Origin of the sequence: Micromonospora sp. DH14 (genome assembly GCF_029809455.1) — a bacterium.
Taxonomy (GTDB): Bacteria; Actinomycetota; Actinomycetes; order Mycobacteriales; family Micromonosporaceae; genus Micromonospora; species Micromonospora parva.
Genome location: NZ_JARVKT010000005.1, coordinates 262892 through 283739, shown reverse-complemented (window position 1 = coordinate 283739; position 20848 = coordinate 262892). Strand labels below are relative to the sequence as shown.

27 protein-coding genes are annotated in these 20848 nt (G+C 71.7%); 19 read left to right on the top strand and 8 right to left on the bottom strand.

The features are described 5' to 3' along the window. Positions 1–73: 73 nt before the first annotated feature. The gene (locus QCZ28_RS10275) at positions 74–1051 is read right to left on the bottom strand and encodes a WYL domain-containing protein (protein ID WP_279516367.1); all 978 of its coding nucleotides are present in this window, start codon (positions 1049–1051) and stop codon (positions 74–76) included. Positions 1052–1095: 44 nt separating this feature from the next. On the opposite strand from QCZ28_RS10275, the gene QCZ28_RS10270 reads away from it, so the two are divergent. Further along, positions 1096–1575 (top strand): hypothetical protein, encoded by a 480-nt coding sequence (locus QCZ28_RS10270; RefSeq protein ID WP_279516366.1) that lies wholly within the window; start codon positions 1096–1098, stop codon positions 1573–1575. Beyond that, the gene (locus tag QCZ28_RS10265; RefSeq protein WP_030332532.1) at positions 1575–2036 is read left to right on the top strand and encodes a hypothetical protein; all 462 of its coding nucleotides are present in this window, start codon (positions 1575–1577) and stop codon (positions 2034–2036) included. Before QCZ28_RS10270 ends, QCZ28_RS10265 begins: the two co-directional genes overlap by 1 nt. A 22-nt stretch (positions 2037–2058) precedes the next feature. Here the strand turns inward: QCZ28_RS10265 and QCZ28_RS10260 are convergent, their stop codons facing one another. Both QCZ28_RS10260 and QCZ28_RS10255 read right to left on the bottom strand, forming a co-directional pair. Next, complete coding sequence (locus QCZ28_RS10260) at positions 2059–3222, bottom strand: low temperature requirement protein A (RefSeq protein ID WP_279516365.1); 1164 nt, start codon at positions 3220–3222, stop codon at positions 2059–2061. A gap of 37 nt (positions 3223–3259) precedes the next feature. Next, positions 3260–3679: a hypothetical protein gene (locus QCZ28_RS10255; protein WP_279516364.1), complete on the bottom strand. Its 420-nt coding sequence runs from the start codon at positions 3677–3679 to the stop codon at positions 3260–3262. A 185-nt stretch (positions 3680–3864) separates the two neighbouring features. Here QCZ28_RS10255 and QCZ28_RS10250 point away from each other — a divergent pair, with 185 nt between their 5' ends. Together QCZ28_RS10250 and QCZ28_RS10245 are read left to right on the top strand one after the other, a co-directional pair. Further along, a complete protein-coding gene (locus QCZ28_RS10250) occupies positions 3865–4950 on the top strand; it encodes an S-(hydroxymethyl)mycothiol dehydrogenase (RefSeq protein ID WP_030332535.1) in 1086 nt (361 codons plus the stop codon). Beyond that, a complete protein-coding gene (locus QCZ28_RS10245; protein ID WP_279516363.1) occupies positions 4950–5579 on the top strand; it encodes an MBL fold metallo-hydrolase in 630 nt (209 codons plus the stop codon). The genes QCZ28_RS10250 and QCZ28_RS10245 overlap by 1 nt, the downstream gene beginning before the upstream one ends. A 46-nt stretch (positions 5580–5625) precedes the next feature. Here QCZ28_RS10245 and tsaA read toward each other — a convergent pair whose 3' ends face one another. Next, on the bottom strand, positions 5626–6054 hold the full coding sequence (gene tsaA / locus QCZ28_RS10240; RefSeq protein WP_279516362.1) for a tRNA (N6-threonylcarbamoyladenosine(37)-N6)-methyltransferase TrmO: 429 nt from the start codon (positions 6052–6054) through the stop codon (positions 5626–5628). 46 nt (positions 6055–6100) lie between these two features. Between tsaA and QCZ28_RS10235 the strand changes: the two genes are divergently transcribed. The 4 genes from QCZ28_RS10235 (at position 6101) to QCZ28_RS10220 (ending at position 8374) form a co-directional block, all read left to right on the top strand. Then, complete coding sequence (locus QCZ28_RS10235; RefSeq protein ID WP_279516361.1) at positions 6101–6571, top strand: VOC family protein; 471 nt, start codon at positions 6101–6103, stop codon at positions 6569–6571. Continuing rightward, a complete protein-coding gene (locus QCZ28_RS10230; RefSeq protein ID WP_279516360.1) occupies positions 6540–7031 on the top strand; it encodes a DUF3626 domain-containing protein in 492 nt (163 codons plus the stop codon). Before QCZ28_RS10235 ends, QCZ28_RS10230 begins: the two co-directional genes overlap by 32 nt. After that, positions 6947–7228: a DUF3626 domain-containing protein gene (locus tag QCZ28_RS10225; protein WP_279516359.1), complete on the top strand. Its 282-nt coding sequence runs from the start codon at positions 6947–6949 to the stop codon at positions 7226–7228. The genes QCZ28_RS10230 and QCZ28_RS10225 overlap by 85 nt, the downstream gene beginning before the upstream one ends. 429 nt (positions 7229–7657) lie before the next feature. Then, entirely contained in the window at positions 7658–8374 is a 717-nt protein-coding gene (locus QCZ28_RS10220) for a hypothetical protein (RefSeq protein WP_279516358.1), read from the top strand. Positions 8375–8437: 63 nt separating this feature from the next. Here QCZ28_RS10220 and QCZ28_RS10215 read toward each other — a convergent pair whose 3' ends face one another. Beyond that, the gene (locus tag QCZ28_RS10215) at positions 8438–9808 is read right to left on the bottom strand and encodes a hypothetical protein (protein ID WP_279516357.1); all 1371 of its coding nucleotides are present in this window, start codon (positions 9806–9808) and stop codon (positions 8438–8440) included. A 189-nt stretch (positions 9809–9997) separates the two neighbouring features. Here QCZ28_RS10215 and QCZ28_RS10210 point away from each other — a divergent pair, with 189 nt between their 5' ends. The 5 genes from QCZ28_RS10210 (at position 9998) to QCZ28_RS10190 (ending at position 14792) form a co-directional block, all read left to right on the top strand. Then, entirely contained in the window at positions 9998–10321 is a 324-nt protein-coding gene (locus QCZ28_RS10210; protein ID WP_030332544.1) for a MazG-like family protein, read from the top strand. A gap of 597 nt (positions 10322–10918) precedes the next feature. Next, positions 10919–11503 carry a hypothetical protein gene (locus tag QCZ28_RS10205; RefSeq protein WP_279516356.1) on the top strand — a complete coding sequence of 195 codons (585 nt, stop codon included), beginning with the start codon at positions 10919–10921 and terminating at the stop codon, positions 11501–11503. Positions 11504–11946: 443 nt separating this feature from the next. Further along, positions 11947–12921 carry a hypothetical protein gene (locus QCZ28_RS10200; protein ID WP_279516355.1) on the top strand — a complete coding sequence of 325 codons (975 nt, stop codon included), beginning with the start codon at positions 11947–11949 and terminating at the stop codon, positions 12919–12921. Positions 12922–13091: 170 nt separating this feature from the next. After that, the gene (locus tag QCZ28_RS10195) at positions 13092–14066 is read left to right on the top strand and encodes a pirin family protein (protein WP_279516354.1); all 975 of its coding nucleotides are present in this window, start codon (positions 13092–13094) and stop codon (positions 14064–14066) included. 57 nt (positions 14067–14123) lie between these two features. After that, on the top strand, positions 14124–14792 hold the full coding sequence (locus tag QCZ28_RS10190; RefSeq protein ID WP_279516353.1) for a hypothetical protein: 669 nt from the start codon (positions 14124–14126) through the stop codon (positions 14790–14792). Between the two features lie 260 nt (positions 14793–15052). Here the strand turns inward: QCZ28_RS10190 and QCZ28_RS10185 are convergent, their stop codons facing one another. Then, positions 15053–15721, bottom strand: a complete 669-nt coding sequence (locus QCZ28_RS10185) for a DUF1345 domain-containing protein (RefSeq protein WP_279516352.1) — start codon at positions 15719–15721, stop codon at positions 15053–15055. 42 nt (positions 15722–15763) lie between these two features. Then, positions 15764–16036, bottom strand: a complete 273-nt coding sequence (locus QCZ28_RS10180) for a DUF2795 domain-containing protein (RefSeq protein ID WP_030332551.1) — start codon at positions 16034–16036, stop codon at positions 15764–15766. 156 nt (positions 16037–16192) lie between these two features. Between QCZ28_RS10180 and QCZ28_RS10175 the strand changes: the two genes are divergently transcribed. The 5 genes from QCZ28_RS10175 to QCZ28_RS10155 all read left to right on the top strand — a co-directional run bounded on the left by QCZ28_RS10175 (position 16193) and on the right by QCZ28_RS10155 (position 19612). Then, positions 16193–16603, top strand: coding sequence for a DUF2267 domain-containing protein (locus tag QCZ28_RS10175; RefSeq protein ID WP_279516351.1), 411 nt, complete (start codon positions 16193–16195; stop codon positions 16601–16603). A 217-nt stretch (positions 16604–16820) separates the two neighbouring features. Then, positions 16821–17846, top strand: coding sequence for a TerC/Alx family metal homeostasis membrane protein (locus QCZ28_RS10170; protein ID WP_279516350.1), 1026 nt, complete (start codon positions 16821–16823; stop codon positions 17844–17846). 75 nt (positions 17847–17921) lie between these two features. Continuing rightward, the gene (locus QCZ28_RS10165) at positions 17922–18521 is read left to right on the top strand and encodes a sulfite oxidase-like oxidoreductase (RefSeq protein ID WP_279516349.1); all 600 of its coding nucleotides are present in this window, start codon (positions 17922–17924) and stop codon (positions 18519–18521) included. 7 nt (positions 18522–18528) lie between these two features. Beyond that, positions 18529–19293, top strand: coding sequence for a ferredoxin reductase (locus tag QCZ28_RS10160; RefSeq protein WP_279516403.1), 765 nt, complete (start codon positions 18529–18531; stop codon positions 19291–19293). Positions 19294–19318: 25 nt separating this feature from the next. Next, positions 19319–19612, top strand: coding sequence for a DUF6510 family protein (locus tag QCZ28_RS10155; RefSeq protein WP_279516348.1), 294 nt, complete (start codon positions 19319–19321; stop codon positions 19610–19612). Positions 19613–19640: 28 nt separating this feature from the next. Here the strand turns inward: QCZ28_RS10155 and QCZ28_RS10150 are convergent, their stop codons facing one another. Then, the gene (locus QCZ28_RS10150) at positions 19641–19985 is read right to left on the bottom strand and encodes a helix-turn-helix domain-containing protein (RefSeq protein WP_279516347.1); all 345 of its coding nucleotides are present in this window, start codon (positions 19983–19985) and stop codon (positions 19641–19643) included. A 71-nt stretch (positions 19986–20056) separates the two neighbouring features. Between QCZ28_RS10150 and QCZ28_RS10145 the strand changes: the two genes are divergently transcribed. After that, positions 20057–20821, top strand: a complete 765-nt coding sequence (locus tag QCZ28_RS10145; protein WP_279516346.1) for an antibiotic biosynthesis monooxygenase — start codon at positions 20057–20059, stop codon at positions 20819–20821. Positions 20822–20848 lie beyond the last annotated feature (27 nt).

The following is a 20848-nucleotide window of genomic DNA, read 5'->3' as shown; positions in this document are numbered from 1 at the left end:
CCGTCCCAGGGTGGCACACCGTGCCGACAACCGACGCCCCCGACCCTTCCACTGTGGAGCGGGCCGGACCTGTTCAGGTGGGCGAGTACAGCGCGGCGAGCCCGGCCGCCGTGGCGGCCAGCCGTTCGCGTAGCGCCACCGGGGTGAGCACCTCGACCTCGGCGCCGAGGCGCAGCAGCTCACCGTGGGCGTGGGTGAGCGACTCGATCGGCAGCACAGCGGTCACCCAACCCCGCGCGTCGGGTGGCCCGGCGCTGGTGTTCATCGCGGTCACCACCGGGTCGCTGCCGATCTCGCGCAGCCGCTCCCGCCCGGCCGGGGAGAGTCGGACGGTGGCATCGTCGCGGTGCAGCCGTTCCCGGAACCGCACCACGTGCGCCCGCCACCAGGCCGGCAGGTCGAAGTCCTCGGGTCGGTCGAACTCCTGCCCGAGCGGGGTGAGCGTGAGGATCTGGTTGACCCGGTACGTGGCCGGCGCGCCCCGGCCGGGCTGGTCGGCCACCACATACCACCGGCCGCCCTTGAGGACCAGGCCGTACGGCTCCAGGACCCGGGTCACCTCGCCGTTCCAGCCGCGGTAGCGCACCTCGATGCGGTGCTGCCGCCAGACCGCCTCGGCCGTGCGGGCCAGCTCGGGGGAGGCGTCGCCGTCCGCGTACCACCCGGGGGTGTCCAGGTGGAAGCGTTGCCGCAGTCGGGTCGCCCGGTCGCGCAGCGGCGCGGGGAGCGCGGCGTGCAGCTTGAGTTGCAGCGCCGCCACCACGTCGCCGTAGCCCAGCTCGTCGGCAGGGCCGGGCAGGCCGGCGAGGAACAGCCGGTCGGCCTCCTCGGCGGTCAGGCCGGTGAGCCGGGTCCGCCAGCCGTCGACCAGCTGGTAGCCGCCGGAGTGCCCGGCCTCGCCGTAGAGCGGGATGCCGGCGGCGTGCAACGACTCGACGTCCCGGTAGATGGTGCGGGGGGAGACAGCCAACCGCTCGGCGAGCTGCCCGGCGGTCAACCGCCCGTGTGACTGCAGCAGCAACAGGACGGAGAGAAGTCGACTGGCCCGCACTTCACTGACACTAGTTGTCAGGGGACCGCTCGTACCGTCCCGGCATGGCATTTCGCGACAAGGATCTGAGAACGCCGGGACCGATCACGGTGGACGGTCGGCAGCTCAAGCGCTACCACATCGACCAGCCGGAACGGCCGCTCGAACCGGAGGTGGAGAAGGCCGCGTACGACCAGGTGGGCCTGCTGCTGGCCGACGTCGTCGACGACGGCACCCCGGCCGCCGGGTGGGTGGTGCTGCACCGGGGCGCGGACACCGGCGCGTACCTGCTGGCGTACACCTGGGTCTGGGACAACGCGGTGGAGGTCCGCGTCGCGGCGGCCGGGCAGCCGGCGCTGGACTGCCCGGACGACGACCCGACCCACTTCGTCGAGGTCCGTCGACCCGCCGTCGGCTGCGTCTGGGAGCTGGCGGTGCTGGAGCACGAGCGGGCGGCCTGGGTGCGGCACATGCTCGCCCCGCAGGCTCCCCACCTGGCCGGATACCTGCACGACACGCGAGCGGAAGGGCCGGTGGGCCGCTGATGGGCGACTTCGACTTCTTTGTGGGCACCTGGAACGTCGTCAACCGGCGGCTGCGCGAGCGGCTGGTCGGCTCCGACGAGTGGGAGGAGTTCCCGGGGGTGTCGGTGGCGCACGGCTTCTTCGCCGGCGGCGGTCACTTCGACGAGATCACCTTTCCGACCCGGGGCTCCGCCGGCGCCACGGTCCGGATCTTCGACCCGGCCCGGCAGGAGTGGTCGATCTACTGGATGAGCAGCGACACCGGGGTGCTGGGGCAGCCACCGATGGTCGGCCGCTTCGTCGACGGGGTCGGCCGCTTCTACGCCGACGACCAGCACGAGGGACGCCCGGTGCGGTGCCGGTTCGTCTGGTCCGACATCAGCGCGACCACCGCCCGCTGGGAGCAGGCGTTCTCGGTCGACGGCGAGCAGACCTGGGAGACCAACTGGATCATGACCTTCACCCGGGCGTCGGAGGGCTGACCGCCAGGTGGCGTGACCGCGGTCAGGCCTGGTCGGCCACGGCCGCGGTCCGCCCCACGTCGCGGTCGCGGAACAGCACGGTGATCGTCACGAGGGCGACCAGCAGCGCCGCGAGCACGTACACCGGGGCCGGGCCCAGCGGCGTGAGCAGTGCCAGCAGCGCGACGACCGGGAAGGCGACCGCCGTCACGCCGTGCTGCTTGCCGCGTACGTGCAGCACCCAGACGGTGAGCAGGAAGACGGCGACCGGGACGGCCACCGCGTACCCGACGGTCCGCTCCGAGATGTGCGCCAGGTGCCGTTCGTAGTCCACCGCCACGCCCAGGCCGGCGCCGACCCCGGCGATCGCCGCGAAGATCAGATAGTGACCATAACCCCAGACCAGGGAGTACGGCAGCCGGTCGGGCGCCTCGCTGCGCCGATCGAAGTAGAGCCACCACAGCGCGAACACGATGACCGCGCCCGATGCCGCGAGCCACCAGAGGTCGTGTTCCCCGGCGTCGAGCCCGTCCTGGATCGCCAACGAGACGGCCGCCACCGCCTCACCGAGCACGATCAGCGTGAACAGCCCGTACCGCTCGGTGATGTGGGCCGGGTGCCAGGGGGTCATGCCGGGGTGTTCGGCCACCGCCGGCACCAGCACGTCGGCCAGCCCCAGCAGCACGAACGACGCGAGCCCCCACTCGGGTGGCAGCAACAGGCGCAGCAGCCAGCCGAGCTGCACCACCGTCACCCCGATCGCGTAGCGGCGCGCCGCCGCACGGTGCGCGGGGTCGCCGGCCGCCGCTCGGCTCCAGTGCACGACGGCGGCCAGCCGCATCACCACGTACCCGTAGGTGATGACGGTGAAATCGTTGTCGGCGAAGGCGCGGGGCACCCCGGCCGCCAGGATCAACGCCCCGAGGATCTGCACCAGGGTGGTGATCCGGTAGACGTCGTCGTCGGTGTCGTAGGCCGAGGCGAACCAGGTGAAGTTCACCCACGACCACCAGATCGCGAAGAACACCATCACGTAGCCGGTGACCGCGTGGGCGAGGTGACCCTCGGCCAGGAAGTGGTGCAGGCTGGTCGCGGTCTGCGCCACGGCCACCACGAAGCAGAGGTCGAAGAAGAGTTCCAGCGGGGTGGCAGCCCGGTGCGGCTCGTCGCGGCGGTGTGGCCGCATCGGCCGGTAGAACGGCCGCACCGACCGAGGGTGAGTCACCGCGGTCCCTCAGATGGCCTCAGCCGCGCCGACGGCCGTGGGTCAGCCCCTCCAGCACCAGGGTCAGCCCCGCGCCGACCAGCCAGACGTCCTTGGCGAGGCCCGCACCCGCCTGGGTCGGCCGAAGGCTGCCGGCTTCCCGCATCCCCGGCGTCTTCAGGTACAGCTGCACCAGGCCCGCGCCGAACGCGGTCAGGCCGAGCCCGACCAGGGGCGCCGGGACGAACGGCGCGATCAGCGCGGCCCCCAGGGCGATCTCCGAGTACGACAGCAGCTTGGCGAAGCGCGCCGGCTCCAGCTGGCCGAGCTGAGGCATGGCGGCGACCGCCATCCCGTGCATGCCCTCCGCCGCGGCGCCCTCCAGGTTGCGCTTGCCCAGACCCGAGTTGAGGACGTACGCGCCGATGGTGAGCCGCAGCGGCAGGTGGGCGAATTTCATTGTCACTCCCGTTGGCAGTGGTCGAATGCGGCCCGCGTACCCCGCAGCGCCCGCGATAACCCGCCGGGGCGGCTGGGCAGGCTGTGGTGGTCGCGGTAGGTTCGCCGGGGGCCCAGCGCCGAGCCCGTGGCACACCCGCCCACCCCGGCACCCGGCCCTGCCGCAGACCATCAGCAGGAGGCGAAGTGAGCCAGGAAGTCCGGGGAGTCATCTCCCGCAGCAAGGGCGCTCCGGTCGAGGTCACCACCATCGTTGTGCCCGATCCGGGGCCGGGTGAGGCGATCGTCCGGATCCAGTCGTGCGGCGTGTGCCATACCGACCTGCACTACCGCGAGGGTGGCATCAACGACGACTACCCGTTCCTGCTCGGTCACGAGGCGGCGGGCATCGTGGAGCAGGTCGGCGAGGGCGTCACCGACGTCGCCCCGGGGGACTTCGTGGTGCTCAACTGGCGGGCGGTCTGCGGGGTCTGCCGGGCCTGCCGCCGGGGCCGGCCCTGGTACTGCTTCAACACCCACAACGCCACCCAGCGGATGACCCTCACCGACGGCACCGAACTCGCCCCGGCGCTGGGCATCGGGGCGTTCGCCGAGAAGACCCTGGTGCACGCCGGTCAGTGCACCAAGGTGGACCCGGCGGCCCGACCCGCCGCGGTGGGCCTGCTCGGCTGCGGGGTGATGGCCGGGCTGGGTGCGGCGATGAACACCGGAAACGTCACCCGGGGCGACTCGGTCGCGGTGATCGGCTGCGGCGGCGTCGGGGACGCGGCGGTGGCCGGCGCGGCCCTCGCCGGCGCCACCACGATCGTCGCCGTGGACACCGACAGCCGCAAGCTCGACTGGGCCCGCCGGTTCGGCGCCACGCACACCGTGAACGCGTCCGAGACCGACCCGGTCGAGGCGATCCGTGCCGCCACCGGTGGCTTCGGCGCCGACGTGGTGATCGACGCGGTGGGTCGACCGGAGACGTGGAAGCAGGCCTTCTACGCCCGCGACCTGGCCGGCACGGTGGTGCTGGTCGGCGTACCGACCCCGCAGATGCAGATCGAGCTGCCGCTGCTGGACGTCTTCGGGCGCGGCGGTGCCCTCAAGTCCAGTTGGTACGGCGACTGCCTGCCCAGCCGGGACTTCCCGATGCTCACCGAGTTGTACCTGCAGGGCCGACTCGACCTCGACGCGTTCGTCACCGAGGAGATCGCGCTCGACCAGGTGGAGACCGCGTTCGAGCGGATGCACCACGGCGACGTGCTCCGCTCGGTGGTGGTGTTCTGATGACCGCCCGGGTCGAGCACGCGGTCACCTCGGGCACGTTCTCCCTCGACGGCCAGACCTTCGACGTGGACAACAACGTGTGGGTGATCGGTGACGACCGCGAGTGCGTCGTCCTGGACGCGCCGCACGACGTGGCGGCGATCCTCGCCCTGGTGGGTGACCGGCGGGTCCGGGCGATCCTGGCCACCCACGCCCACGACGATCACGTCCGGGTGGCGCCCGAGCTGGCCGAGGCCACCGGCGCGCCGGTGCTGCTGCACGCCGCCGACCGGGTCCTCTGGGACATGGTCCACCCGCACCTGCCGCCCAACGGCGAGCTGCACGACGGGCAGAGCATCGAGGTGGGTGGCACCACGCTGCAGGTGTTGCACACCCCCGGGCACAGCCCGGGCGCGTGCAGCTTCCACGCGCCGGGGCTGGGTGCGGTGTTCACCGGCGACACGCTCTTCGCCGGTGGCCCGGGCGCGACGGGCCGCTCGTACAGCGACTTCGACACCATCGTCCGGTCGATCCGCACCCGCCTGCTGACCCTCCCGCCGGAGACGGTCGTGCACACCGGCCACGGCGACGACACGACGATCGGCGCGGAGGCGCCGCACCTGCCGGAGTGGCTGGCCCGCGGCCACTGACTCCTGCCGGCCTGGTGGTTTGTGGCCTGGTGTGCGGTCGGCGGGCTCAGCGCTCGTCGGCCGCGCCCAGCACCGGTTTGACGTCCAGGATCGGGGTGCCGTCGAGGGCCTCCAGGTCGGCCACCTCGACGCGCAGCCCGTCCACCGCCAGCACCCGCACCCGGTGCAGCCCGATCGGGTTGGGCCGGTGCGGGGAGCGGGTGCTGAACACGCCGGTCTCCGGCCGGCTCTCGTCGCCGCGTGGGTGCACCGCCAGCACGTCGCGCCGGGCCCGGTCCAACCAGGTCAGCACCAGCAGCTCCGCGCCGACCCGCAGGTCACGCAATGCCCGCTCGACGTGCCGGTCGAAGACCAGCCACGCGGCCGGCGCGCCCTCGTCGCCCTGTCGTGGCGCGCTCGCCGCGTCGGTCAGCGGCGAGGCGACCCGGCCGACCGGGCGCAGAGGGTACGTCTCGTCCTGAGCTGTTCCAGCCATGACGCTCCCTTCCCGACGGTGCGAGCCTACGGCGTTAGGATCGCGCATGGCCGCCGAGCACCCCACCCCCGCCGTCCGTCAGCTCCGCCTCGTGGTGGAGGCCGACGACTACGACGCTGCCGTCGCGTTCTTCCGTGACGCGCTCGGCCTGCCCGAGGAGGCAGCGTTCGTCGGCGACGGAGACGCCCGGGTGGTGATCCTGGATGCGGGCCGGGCCACCCTGGAGATCGCCAACCCGGCCCAGAAACGCATGATCGACGAGGTCGAGGTGGGGCGGCAGGTCGCCCCCCGCCTGCGGGTGGCCTTCGAGGTGGACGACGCCGAGGCGACTACGGCCCGGCTGGTCGCCGCCGGGGCGAATGAGGTCGCGCCGCCGACGCGTACACCGTGGCAGTCGCTCAACTCCCGCCTCGACGCGCCCGCCGGCCTGCACATCACCGTCTTCCAGGAGTTGCTCGCGCCGGACGTGCGGGAGGGGACGCGGCATGCGGAGCCCGGACGTGACAGCGACAACTGAGTCCGGCAGTTCCCGGGCTGCCGCCCTCACCCCGGCGCAGACGGCGGCCCTGGCCCACGCCCGGTCCCTGGCCGTGGCCGAGCGGCGCGCCGCCCTGGCCGAGGACGGGGTGTACCGCAGCCAGTTCGTCACCGGGATCTCCAACGGCGGGCTCACCGCCTATCCGGGCGGAGACCGGGACCGTTGGGAACAACGGATGTTCGACGGCGCGTACCAGCGAACCGGCGTCACGGCGGCCGACCGTCCCACGTACGGCGGAATGAACCTGCTCGGTCACGCGGACGGCGCGCCGGAACGGACGTCGGCGCACTCGTTCGGACAGTGCGGGACGTACCGACCACGCCGGACACTGTCGGTCGCGTGCTCGACGACTAGGTGGAGGCCCAGATCCACGGCACCCTCGACCTCGCGCGCGATGTTGAGGAACTGGTGGTGGACCCGGCCTTCGCCGGCACCCTGACCGGCGCGACGCTGGAATCATTTGCCGAGCGGCACGGTTTCCCGCTGCGGTGGCACCCGGGCTTCACGCTGCCCGTCGACCGGGGCGACGCCGAATTCCGAGGGCCGGCGATTCCGGTGCTGGCGGCGCGGCTGCATCGGGAGTTCGCCGGACCGGGCGAGCCGGTGGACGCGGCGCTGGTCGGTCGCTCACGGTAGCGGCGAAACCGCCAGCCGCCCGCCCCCCAGCACGGTGAATTCGCCCTTTGCTCTGCACCCAGATCGGCACCACGGACCCTGAGCTGCGGATGAGCCGTTTGCGCCCGCCGTAGGCATTCCGCACCGCCGTCACGCACGGTGTCTGTTGCGTATGGGGGTGCAAAGCAAAGGCTGTGAACGGGGTTCCGTCTCCGACCGCTCAGTCACCCTGCGTCACCACCGTGAGGTGTGGCGGGCAGCGAGTCGCGTCTGTCCGGTTCTGCGCCGTGACCGGGACCGCATCGGTTCGACGTGAGGCCATTTCCGGAATGACCGACACGTGAACCTGGTTGTGTCCCCCGTACCGCCGGAGCCCAAACCCCTTTCCGCGGTCATCTCCCGAGGAGTGTTCACCCCGGAGCGCTCCGCACGATCGAAAGGGCAACCATCGTGAAGGTCGACTTCACTCGATGGCTCCCCGCCATCGCTAAGGACTCGTACCGCAAGACCGCGCTGAGCGTGGCGGGTGTGGCCGCTCTCGGTGGTCTGGCCCTCGCGCCGACCGCGGTCGCCGCACCGGTCACCTCCGGACCGCACCAGGGCGCCGTCGCCGCCATCGACCGCGCCACCGGCAAGGCCGCCACCTCGGCACAGCAGAACGACGAGCAGCCCGTCGAGTCGGGCCTGACCACCGGTTCCGCCACCGGCAAGCCGCCGGAGGGCAAGCCGAGCCGTGCGCAGCTCATCCCGCACGGCATCGAGGGCGCCCAGTCGCGGGTACCCCTCGACGACGCGCAGCTGGCCAACGCCCGCGCCATCGTCCACGCCGCCAAGAAGACCGGCGTTGGTGACCGGGGCGCGGTGATCGGTATCGCCACGTCGCTGCAGGAGTCGAAGCTGTACAACCTCGGCCACCTCGGCGCGTACAACGACCACGACTCGCAGGGCCTGTTCCAGCAGCGCCCGTCGTCCGGTTGGGGCACGCCCGACCAGATCACCGACCCGGAGTACGCCGCCACGGCGTTCTTCACCGCACTCAAGAACGTCGGCGGCTGGCAGGACCTGCCGCTGACCACCGCCGCGCAGACCGTGCAGGTCTCCGCCTTCCCGTACGCGTACGCGCAGTGGGAGGAGCAGGCGGCGGACATCGTCCAGCAGCTCTGGTGACGACACCCGCACATCCCGCGCCGGCCGGTCCCGTTCAGGGGCCGGCCGGCGTTCGTCGTGCCCTCAGCAGGCCGGGTAGAGACGGCGGGTGCCGACCCCGGCGGCGTACGCGTCCCGGTCGCTGAATCGGCAGCCGTAGTCGGGCCGGGCCACCACCGCCGGGTCGGTGACGGTGTCGCCGGCCGGGCGCTTGCCGGTGCGTACCCAGGACACCAGGTCGTCCCAGGCGGCGCCGGCCTCGGCCGGGCTGAACTCGCAGTGCTGCGTGGCCCGGATCGCCCGCTGAACCACCAGCCTGCTGCGACCGTGCCGCGCCACGTCGGTGGCGTACGCCTGCTCCATGCTGAACGGCACGAACAGGTCCCCCAGACCGTGCAGGCTGAGCACCGGCGCGGTCGGACGGCCGGCGATCCGCGGCACCTCGGTCAACGTCGGCAGGAGTCGCTGCCGCAGGTTCTCCGGGGCGACCCGCCGCACCGTCGCGTTGACGTTGACCGGGCTGTTCGGGGTGTAGCGGGTGAGCAGATTGGTGGACAGCTGGCCGGGCCGCTGGGCGGGGGAGTTGCCGCTGCCGGTGGGCACGCTGATTGAGAAGAGGAAGTCCTTCCACACCGCGAACGCGGCGTCGGCTCCCGGACGCGGCCCGCCGGAGCGGTTCACCGTGATCGCCCGTAGCTGCTTGCCCCGCTCGGTGGTGGTGTCCGGCCCGGTGGGGGTCAGCCCGGCCAGGCCGAGCGCCACCTGGATGCGCGGCACCGCGTTGGTCAGGTAGTCGGCCGGCGTGGGATAGGCCGGCACCCCGGCGAGCGCCTGCGCGACCAGGTTGTAGTCCAGGTAGAAGTCGAGCAGCGTCTGATCGCCGAGCACCCCGCACATCGGCAACGCGCCGTCGTAGAAGCCGGGATACTGCTCCAGCGAACGACCGATGACGTACCCGCCCATCGACACCCCGGCGACGTAGGTGTGCTGCGGCCGGCGGACCGTCCGCGCGAAGTGGTCGGCGAGGTCCTTCGTGCCCAGCACACCGGAGCGGATGTCGAAGCCGTTGCGGTCGTACGAGGACGACGCCCACGCGTACCCCTGCTCCAGGAGTCGCTGGCGCAGCCCGAAGCCCGGCGGCTCCGGCGAGAGCACGGTGCCCTGGCCACGGTAGCCGTGCGCCCACATCACCAGGTCGCCGTTCCACCGGGCGGGGACCTCGATGAGGTACCCGGCGTGGCGGTGCACGCCCTGGCGGACCGTCGTCGGTTTGCCGCCGACGACCAGCGGCGCCAACGGCGGATTCTCGATGGTGTAGCCGGGCAGCGGCCCGCCGCCCCTCGCGTCGCGGCCGGCGGCGGCGGCCGGTGCGGCACCGACCAGCCCCACCGCGAGGGTCAGCGTCGCGGTGGCGGCGAGCAACCGGCGGAGGGTGCGAACGGGTGTGGACAGCATCGATGCTCCCCATCGGACGGATGTCGCCCGGGGGCGACCAGCGGGACGGTTGCCTACCGGCCGGTAGCGTCCTGAACCTAGAACCGCCGTCGATAAGTGTCAATGGGTACGCTGACCGGCGACTCAATCACGACTGTCCGGCCGAACCCGGTCGTCCGGGTCGGTGGGTCGATCGGGTTGACTGGTCGTGTGGACGAGTCGATATGGGAGGCGGCCCGGGTGTCGCGCAGCTGGCTGGACGCGGCGAACGGCACCGGGCAGACCGAGCTGACCTGCCGCATCCTCAAGCTGACCGAAGAGGCGGGGGAGGCGTCGGCCGCCTGGATCGGTCTGCTCGGGCAGAATCCGCGCAAGGGTGTCACCCACACCCGCGATGACGTGGCGGCGGAGCTGGCCGACGTCGCCTTCACCGCGCTGGTGGCCATCGAGAGCCTGGGGCTGGACGCGCAAACCGTCCTGGACGCCTGCGCCGCGAAGGTGCGTTCCCGCCTGGCAGACCAGGACCGTCGGTAGCGTCCGGTTACGCCCACCCACCCTTGCCGGGCCATGGCAGGCCGACCGCGTCTGGGCGAAATGCGCGCCTGATGCTTCCGTTCTCGACGTGGGTTTTCCCTGACGGCGGGCTGTCCCGCCGTCCGGGACACCCCGCTGTCAGTGGATCATCCCGGTGTGGGCGGTTCGACGCCAACCGTCCATCGCGTCTGGGTGGTTTGTCGGGTTGTGGGGTCAGTGGGTGGTGACCGGCCGCACTCGTGGGCCGGAATCATGGCCGAGTCGGGGTCGTTACACATCCTGACGATCGCAGCACCACCGAGTGCGCCCCGGGCGCTGAGGCTGGTCGCGCAGGGTTGGAATGCCAGCCCCCACCCGGTCGTTACAGTCCCCACGACCGACCCGGCACCGCCTCCACGAGGCCGCCGATGGATGGGCCAACCCGGAATGACCCCGGCCCCCGGGTCGTTACACCTGGACCCCGGTGCCACGAGCCCCCGCTCGCAGGCCGCCGACCCCGAAGACTTTCCCCTTTTGTTTGTGCAGCGCCGGACGAGGTGCTCACACCCGTGCGTCCCCCGACGTGTGGGTGTCCTTACCCCCGAAGGAGCTACCCCCATGAACACGATCATGCGTAAGAGCGTGCTGTCCGTTGCTGGTCTCGCGTTCGTCGGCGGTGTGTTCGCCGGCCCGATCGCCCACGTGGCCAACCAGGCCGACACCAAGCCGGTCGCGGTCGCGGTGCAGGCTGACAAGCCCGACACCAGCAAGCTGATCCCGCACGGCACCCAGGGCGAGCAGTCCCGGATCACCTTGAACGACGAGCAGACGGCCAACGTGAAGGCGATCATCGCCGCGACGAAGAAGGCCGGCCTGCCCGAGCGCGCCGCGGTCATCTCGATCGCGACGAGCCTGCAGGAGTCCAAGCTGGAGAACCTCGGCCACCTCGGCGATATGAACGATCATGACTCGCTGGGTCTGTTCCAGCAGCGCCCGAGCTCGGGTTGGGGTACGCCGGAGCAGATCACCGACCCTGAGTACTCGACGACTGCGTTCCTGAAGGGTCTGAAGCAGGTTGACGGGTGGCAGGACATGCCGCTGACCGTGGCCGCGCAGACGGTGCAGGTGTCGGCGTACCCGGATGCCTACGCCCAGTGGGAGCAGCAGGCCGCTGACCTGGTCGCCCAGTACTGGAACAGCTGACCCGCACCCCGCAAGACCATCGCACCACCGCACGATTCCGACCGCTGGCCGGCACCCGCAACCCCGGGGTGCCGGCCAGCGGCATTCCTGCTGTCGCCGTGCGGGTAGGTAGCCATACCACGGCCGCCCGCAACCACCGACGCCCTCGCCGGCCACCCGTCGCATCCCCTGCCGCCTGCCGTCCGCCGCCTGCCGTCCGCCGCCTGCCGCCTGCCGCTGGCTGCGGGGGGCCGGGATCGGCGCTCCAGGGGTCGTCGGGGAGGCGCGTGGTGTCGTCTGACCGGTGGGTGTCCGTAAATCTTGGACAGTTTCCGTTCGCTCGGAACGGAAACTGTCCAAGATCTACCGTTGGCGACGTAGCGGAGTGACGTGATCGGCGCCGAGTGATCCGATCGGCCGGCGGGTACGTACCCCTGGACGGGGACCGGCGGAGGGACAGAGGCATGGCCGCAGTGGGGAACGGCGTGGATCGCGAACCGGAGTCGGGGCCGGAACCCTCCGGTGCGGCCACACCAGGACGGTGGTCCACGGGGGCTCGCCTGTTGGTGGCTGCCGCCGTCGTCGTGCTGCTGCTGGGTGCGGCGGCGGTGGCCGTGATCGTTGCCGATCCCGGCCGCCTCGGCATGACCTACTCCAGCCAACCCGACGGCACCCGCCCGGATGGCACCGCGCCGGACGGCACCCGGCCCGGTGACGGCGGTCGTCCGGGGGACGGCGCTGACCCGGACGCGCCCGACGGTCGCAGCGGTGGTGCGGGCGCTGCTGGCGAGCAACTGCTGACAGCGCCCCTGGGCGGTTGGCGAAAGGGCACCTTCGTGCTCGCGGACGGGTTGACCTCGTTCGAGCTGCGGGTGGCCGAGTTGGGCGAGGACCTGTACCGGATCAGTGTCCCGGCCGGCTCGGGTGTGGCGGGCCGCCCGACGGTACGGGGGGAGACCGCCCGGCTCGACCTCGTGGAATCCGGGACGCGTGGGCCGCGCGCCGTGCGGGTGTTGCTCAACGAGCGGGTCGCCTGGCGTCTGCACCTCGTTGGTGGGGTGAGCAGTCAGGTGCTGGATCTGAGCCGGGCCCGGCTGCTGGGCGTGGACCTCGCCGGTGGTTCCAGCCGCACCGAGATTCTCCTGCCACCGATCACCGCGGCCGGCCCCGACGGCCTCGCCGGTCCGACCTCAGACAGCCTGACCGTGCGACTCACCGGCGGGACCAGTCAGCTCGACGTCCGGGTCCCCGGGGAGACGCCGGTTCGGGTGCGGGCGGGAGTCGGCGCCGGCTCGGTGGTGGTACGCGACGAGCGCTGGGACGGGGTGGCCGCTGGCTCGGTGCTGGGTACGCCGGGATGGGACCGGTCGGCCGAGCGCCTGTACCTGGACCTGGTCGCCGGTGCCAACACCGTGATCGTGTCCTCCAGCAACCGCTGACCCGCACCGGCCATCCCGCACCGGCCATCCCGCACCGGCCATCCCGCACCGGCCATCCCGCGCCGCCACGCCCGCGCCGCCACGCCCGCGCCGGCCACGGGCTGGTGACGTCCGTCGGCCCTGGCGGGAAGCGCCGCGGTCGCAGGTGGGCGTGAGCGTACAGTCGGGCGGTGGAGCGTACTGAATCAATGCTGGCGCAGACCCGACCGCCTGGCGTGGCCGACGTCGATCCCGGCAGTGTGTTGTTGCCCGGCCACGACGTGCCGTTGGGTCGGTACACCACGGTGCGGCGGCTGCTTCCGCAGCGCGCCCGCCGGATGGTCGGCGCATGGTGTTTCGTTGATCATTTTGGCCCGGACGATGTGGCGCAGCGGCCCGGTATGGAGGTGCCGCCGCACCCGCACACCGGGCTGCAGACGGTGACCTGGCTGCTCGACGGTGAGATTCTGCACCGGGACAGCCTCGGCAACGTCCAGCCGATCGTTCCCGGCCAGCTGAACGTGATGACCTCCGGGAACGGCATCGCCCACTCGGAGCGGTCACCGGCCACCCACCCGCCGGTGATGCACGGCGTGCAGCTGTGGGTGGCGCTGCCGGATGCGGCGCGCGCCGGGGCGGCCGACTTTGCGCACCACGCCGACCTGCCCCGCTGGCGCGACGGCGACCTGGACGGCACGCTGCTGGTCGGCGAGTTCGCCGGGAAACGGTCACCGGCGGTGGTGCACACCCCGCTGGTGGGGGCGCAGCTGGAGCTGCGCGGCGAGGCGCCGGCGACGATGTCGTTGCGGCCCGATTTCGAGTACGCCGTCCTGGCGATGTCCGGGTCCGCGGAGGCGTCCGGGGTCGGGTTCGAGCCGGGGGCGCTGCTGTATCTGGGCTCGGGCCGCCGGGAGTTGACGGTGCGCGGCGGGGCGGGGGCCCGGTTGCTGCTGCTGGGCGGTACGCCGTTCGAGGAGCCGTTGGTGATGTGGTGGAACTTCGTGGGCCGGTCGCACGAGGAGATCGCCGCCGCCCGGGAGGACTGGATGGCGGGTGACGCACGCTTCGGTGTGGTCGCCGACGATCCGGCGCCGCCGCTGCCGGCGCCCGCGTTGCCCACGACCCGCCTCAAGGCCCGCGACCGCACCGGTGGCCTGCACGGCTGACGACACCGGGGCGGGCGGCGCGGTGTGTGGCCGGTGGCCGCGCGGGTAGTCGCCGGCATGGCGACCAGTTTGATCACTCCGGTGGAGGACCGTAAACGTCTGGCGCGCCGGCTCGCCGGTAGCGGGCGGGGCTTCGCCGAGCAGTACGGGTTCCGGGTGACCAACAACCCGGCGAGCCTGTTCCAGGTGCTGTGTCTGTCGGTGCTGCTGGCCCGTCGTGGTGACTTCCGGCGGGCGTTGGACGGGGCGCGGGCGTTGCGTGACGAGGGGTGGGACAGCGCCGCCCGGCTGGCTCGTTCGCTGCACGAGGACCGGGTGCGGTTGTTGCGCGCCAGCGGCCAGCGCGGCGACGTGGACGGGCTCGCCAGCGTGCTCGGTGACCTGGCCCGCACGGTGGTCGAGCGGTACCGGGGTGATCTACGCCGGTTGCGGGCGGTGGCGCACCACGACCCGGTCCGGGAGCGGGCGCTGCTCGCCGAGCTTCCGGGGGTGGACGGCCACGTCGTCGACCTGTTCCTGCGCGAGGCGCAGGCGTTGTGGCGGGAAGTGGCCCCGGTCGCCGACCGGCGGGCGTTGGCTGCCGCGCGTCGGCTCGGGCTGGGCAGGTCGGCCGACGACCTGGCCGGCCTGGCCAGTGGCGAGTCGGAGCAGTTGGCCTGGCTGGTGGGGGCGTTGGCGCGGGTGGACCTGGAGCATCGGTACGCGGAGGTGACCGGTCGGCGGTGACGTGCCCTGGCCCACACTTCCGCAAATTCTGACCAAACGGGGGATGTTCTGTCGTATGGTTGGACCCGGCAGTGCTGGCCGCTCGGTTCGGGCGAGCCTCCACCGCCTGGTGACCGCGACCGGTTCGGATGCGGTTCACCGCCTGGGCAGGCTTGCGTGGCGCCCTCGGTCGCGGTTCGTGACCAGGGCGCCCGCCTGTCCCGGCCCTTCGATCGGCCCCGCCCCGTGTCGCGCTCCGGGGGACCGGCGAGCCGGTGTCGTCATCGCGCCAGACCCGCCAACAGGTTCACTGTCACGGCGATGATGAACGCGCCGAACAGGTACGACACCATCGAGTGGCGCAGCACCGTACGACGCATCTCGTTGCTGGTCAGGTTGGTGTCGGAGACCTGGAACGTCGTCCCGATGGTGAACGCGACGTACGCGAAGTCGGAGTAGCGCGGCGGTTCGGATTGGTTGAAGTTCACCCCGCCGTCCGGGCCCGAGTAGTAGATCCGGGCGTATCGGGCGGCGAACACGGTGTGCACCACGAACCAGGAGAGCACGACGCTGAGCACGCCCAGGCCGCTGTGCAGTTCCCGGGCCAGTCCGGGGGGCGCGCTCTGCGCGCTGGCCACGACCAACCCCACGGCGAGCAGGCTGGCCAGGCAGGCGAAGAGCAGCAGGGCGTCCCGGGCCGCCCGGTTCGGGTCCTCGTGCACGGCCAGCTGGGCGGTCCGCTCGGCGTCCATCGGCCAGATCTTGTGCCAGACCAGCACGAGCCAGCTGAGCGCGCCCACGTCCCAGCCGGCCAGCGCGGCGAGCGGCAGCGGCAGCACGAGCGCGAAGGCGCAGCCGGCGAGGACCCCGACCACCGCCACCACGGCGAGCTGCCGTGCGGCGGGGAAGCGCACCTCCATCGGCCGGGACGGCCCACCGGTGTAGGTCATCGGTGACGATTCCTCCGCCGGGCTGTGGGCGTCACCGCTGGGTCAGATGCCGCGCAGGTGCTGCGAGACCCGGTTGTGCTTCTTGTCCCGGGCCTGCTCGGCCCGCTGGGCGGGGCCGACCTCGGGCGCGGCCTCGATCCCGGCGGACCGGGCCACCTCGGTTCCGTTGGCGTAGTCGACCGGCGGCAGGGCGCGCAGCGCCTTCAGCACGTCCGGCGGGGCGCCCTCCCGTTCGGCCTCGCGGACGACGTCGTCCTTCTCGGCCGGGTAGTCCAGGCTCGACAGGTACTGCAGGACGTCGGCGTAGCTCGCCATGGCGTGGGCTCCCTCGGGCATCGATGTGGTGACGACCGGCGGCGGTTACCCGTCTGCCGGCCGGTCACGCCCACCCGCCGGGGGTAACCGGGTGCCGTTTCTCCTCGCCCGCCGTGGGTACCCGCTGACGCCGACGCGAGCCCAAGGGAGTACGCGATGAACTACGACACCTTCATCGACCAGGTTTCCCAGCGCACCGCGACGTCGTCCGAGCGGGCGGTCGAGCTGACCCGGGCCGTGTTGGAGACGTTCGCCGAGCGGTTGACCGGCGGCGAGGTTCTGGACCTGGCCGCCCAGTTGCCCCAACCGCTGCAACTCGTGCTGAAACCGAGCCCGAGCACCGAGCAGGCGGACCGGTTCGGCGCGGCGGAGTTCGTGGCCCGGGTCGCGTTGCGCGCCGGGGTGCAGGAGCCGGCCGCCCGGGACGCCATTCGGGCGGTTTTCACCACCCTGCGCGAAGCGATCACCGGCGGTGAGTTCGATGACGTGGCGACTCAACTGCCGCGTGACTATCGGGGGCTGGTCGAGCAGGCGATGGCACCGGGAGCGACGCTGCGCCGCGGCTGACCGCGCCCGTCGCGGGCAGGCACAGCGGTTTACCAGGGCAACCATCGATGTCCCGCTTGGCGCGGTGATTCAGCCTGGCCTAACCTTGTCGTGCGAGGGGAGTACTTCCCACGAACCATTCCGGTCAGTACGGTGCGCCCGGCGTGCCTCGGGTGGTTGCCCACCAGGTGGTGGGTGAAGGAGACCTCGAACATGACGGTGTTCGAGGAGACCCTAGATGAGCCAAGTGTCATATCTGTCCGCCGCCAGCGACCTGTCGTCGGTGGGCACCCCGACGTTGTGGGCGGTCACCATCGCCGGGGTCATCCTGCTGCTGGTGCTGGACTTCCTGGTCACCCGTCGCCCGCACGAGGTCTCCATGCGGGAGGCCATCGGCTGGTCGGCGTTCTACATCGCGCTGCCGCTGGCGTTCGGCGCCTGGATCTGGTCCCGCTTCGGCTCCCAGCAGGGCGTGGAGTACCTGACCGGTTACCTGGTGGAGAAGTCGCTCTCGGTCGACAACCTCTTCGTCTTCATGCTGCTGCTGGCGGCGTTCGCGGTGCCGGCGGTGCTCGCCCAGCGGGTGCTGCTCTACGGCATCGCCGGCGCGCTGGTGCTGCGGGCCGTCTTCATCGCCCTCGGTGCCGCGGCGTTGCAGACCCTCGACTTCGCCTTCCTGCTCTTCGCGATCATCCTCATCGCCACCGCGGTGAAGCTGCTGCGCGACGCCATGTCCGGGCATCAGCAGGAAGTCGACATCAACAAGATGCGCTCGGTGAAGCTGCTGCGCAAGATCATGCCGGTGGTCGACGAGTACCACGGCACCAGGATGACCGTGCGGCAGGGCGCGAAGCGGGCGCTCACCCCGTTCGCCCTGGTGGTGGTCGCGGTGCTGGCCACCGACGTGGTCTTCGCCGTCGACTCGGTGCCGGCGGTCTACGGCATCACCGAGGACCCGTACCTGGTCTTCGCCACCAACGCGTTCGCTTTGCTCGGCCTGCGGGCGCTCTACTTCGTCCTGCACGCGGCGCTGAGCCGGCTGGTGCACCTCAGTTACGGTCTGGCCATCATCCTGGCGTTCATCGGCCTCAAGCTGGGTCTGCACTGGGCGCACGGCATCTGGGAGGGTGTGCCGCAGATCCCCACCCTGGCCTCGCTCGGCGTGATCATCGGTGTGCTGGTGGTCGTCACGGTGACCAGCCTGCGCGCCACCCGGGGCGGCGACCTGCCCGAGGACCGCGAGGTCGTCGCGAAGCGGCACTGACCGCGCCGCGCCAGCCGACGAGGGGGTACGCGGGAAAGCTCCCGCCCCGGCCGGGGCGGATGGTACGACTGTGCAATGGGAATCGTGTCACCCGGCTTTCAGGGCCGGCCCCGAACGCAGGAGCCGGCCCTGCCGCCCGGTCAGTACCTGACCGAGGACTTTCCGGTGCTCTCGGCCGGCCCGACGCCCCGGGTGTCGCTGGACACCTGGGAGTTCGTCATCTCCGCCGAGAACGGCAGCGAGCACCGGTGGTCGTGGCAGGACCTGATGGCCCTGCCGCAGGAGACGCCGATGGTGGACATCCACTGCGTCACCCGCTGGTCCAAGCTCGGCACCAACTGGCAGGGCGTCTCACTGGACACGCTGCTCGCCGACGTCGACACCGGGGCGCACTTCGCGCTCGCGCACTCCTACGGCGGGTACACCACCAACCTGCCGCTGCACGACCTGCGCGGCGGCCAGGCGTGGGTGGTGCACACCTTCGACGGCGCACCCCTGCCCGCCGAGCACGGCGGGCCGGCCCGGCTGCTGGTGCCGCACCTGTACTTCTGGAAGTCCGCCAAGTGGGTGCGTGGCCTGCGGCTCAAGACGATGGACGAGCCGGGGTTCTGGGAGACCGCCGGCTACCACGACTACGGCGACCCGTGGCGCGAACAGCGGTACCAGGGTGACTGAGCGCGCCGTGGCGACGAGCACCCAGCGTCGAACCCCGAATCGCTGGCAGGTGGGCCGGCTGGTGGAGCGCCGGGTGGAGACGGCGACCGCGCAGACCCTGGTGCTGGAGGTGCCGGACTGGCCGGGGCACCTGCCCGGACAGCACGTCGACCTGCGGCTCACCGCCCCGGACGGCTACCAGGCGGCCCGCTCGTACTCGATCGCCGGGCCGGCCGTGGACGGGCCCGGCGGTCCGCGCATCGAGGTGACGGTGCAGCGGGTGCACGACGGCGAGGTGTCGCCGTACCTCATCGATGTCTTTGGCGCCGGCGACCCGATAGAGGTCCGCGGACCGCTCGGTGGTTGGTTCATCTGGCGGCCCGAGGAGACGGCGCCGGTGCAGCTCGTCGCCGGTGGTTCCGGTGTCGTGCCGTTGATGGCGATGATCCGGGCCCGGCGGGCGGTGGGCAGCAAGGCGCCGTTCCGGCTGATCTACTCGGTGCGCACCCCGGGTGACGTGATCTACGCCGACGAGCTGCGCCGCCGGGGCCGCGACGACTTCGGCTTGGACGTCGCGTACGTCTACACCCGTGAGGCGCCCGAGGGCTGGCGCGGTGAGCCGCACCGCATCGGGCTGGCCGACGTCAACACGCACGGATGGCCGCCGGACCTGGAACCGCTCACCTACGTCTGTGGCCCGACCGCGTTCGTGGAGACCGTGGCCGACCTGATGGTGGGTCTCGGCCACCCGTCGCGCCGGGTCAAGACCGAACGCTTCGGCCCCACCGGCTGACTCACGCCTTGTCGAGGGAGATCGCATGACCGAGATGTCGTACCTGGACGGCAACATGCTCGACGGCCCGATGCGTGAGCTGTTCACCGTCGACCTGAGCAGCGCGATGGGCCGCTGTGAGAACTGCGGGATGACCGGCTCGATGGCCAGCCTGCACGTCTACTCGAACGCCCCGGGTCTGGTCGCGCGCTGCCCGTCCTGCGAGGCCGTGATGGTGCGCCTGGTGCGCGGGCCGGACCGGGCCTGGCTGGACATGCGCGGCACCACCTACCTCCAGGTGCCGATGCCGATGGAGCAGCCGTTCCCCGGCCCGCTCTGACGGGTCGGTCCGAACGCGGCGCGTCGAGTCAGGCGGCGGAGGTTTCGTCGATGACGGTACCGGTACGTGCGGCCCGTGCGGCGCCCCAGTCGTACAGGGCCTGCAACACCGGGGCGAGGCTGAGCCCTTCCTCGGTGAGCCGGTACTCCACATGAGGTGGTGTGGTCTCGTGGTCGTGCCGCAGGACGAGCCCGTCGGCCTCCAACTCGCGTAGGCGCTGGGTCAGCATCTTCTCGCTGATCCCTGGCATCCGGCGGCGCAGTTCGCCGTAGCGGTGCACGCCCTCCTTGAGATGGGCCAGGATCACCGGTCGCCATTTTCCGCCGACGACGTCGACGGCGAGCTCCACCGGGCAGTGGTATCGCTTGGGCATTGTGGCCTCCCTCGGTACGCACCAGATGGTGCGTACTTGATCTTCGTCACCACTGGTGTTCAGCTGTAGCCATGGTGATCGAGTACATCAGGTACCGGGTGCCGCCGGAGCGGCTGGACGGCTTCGAGGCGGCGTACGAGCGGGCGGCCGGCGCGTTACGCGCCGCGCCGCAGTGTGTGGACTACGAGTTGAGCCGCTGCCTGGACGACAGCGCCTGCTACCTGTTGCGCATCACCTGGACATCGGTGGACGAGCACCTGAAGGGGTTTCGGGGCGGTCCGGTCTTCCGGGAGTTCTTCGCCGCGATCAAGCCGTACGTCGAGGACATCGAGGAGATGCGGCACTACGCCCGAACCCCGGTTGCCGGCGCTGGTGGCGCCGCCCCGCCGAGCCTGTACGAGTGGGCCGGCGGTACCGACGCGTTGATGAGGCTCTGCGACGCCTTCTACCGCCTGGTCCGCTCCGACGACCTGCTCGCGCCGATGTTCGCGCACATGGACCCGGAGCACCCCCGCTTCGTGGCGGTGTGGCTCGCCGAGGTCTTCGGCGGGCCGGACACCTACACGACGGAGCGCGGCGGCTACCGTCACATGCTCGGCCAGCACCTGGGGAGGGCGATCAGCGAGGCGCAGCGTCGGCGGTGGGTCTCCTTGATGATGGACGCTGCCGACGAGGTCGGCCTGCCCGACGACCCGGAGTTCCGTGCCGCCTTCACCGGCTACCTCGAATGGGGCACCCGGTTGGCGGTGGGCAATTCTCAACCGGACGCGGACCCGGTCCGGCAGGCGCCGGTCCCCCGCTGGGGCTGGGGTGTGGCCCCGCCCTATCGCGGATGACCCCGCCGAAACTCGGGTGCGGTCGCC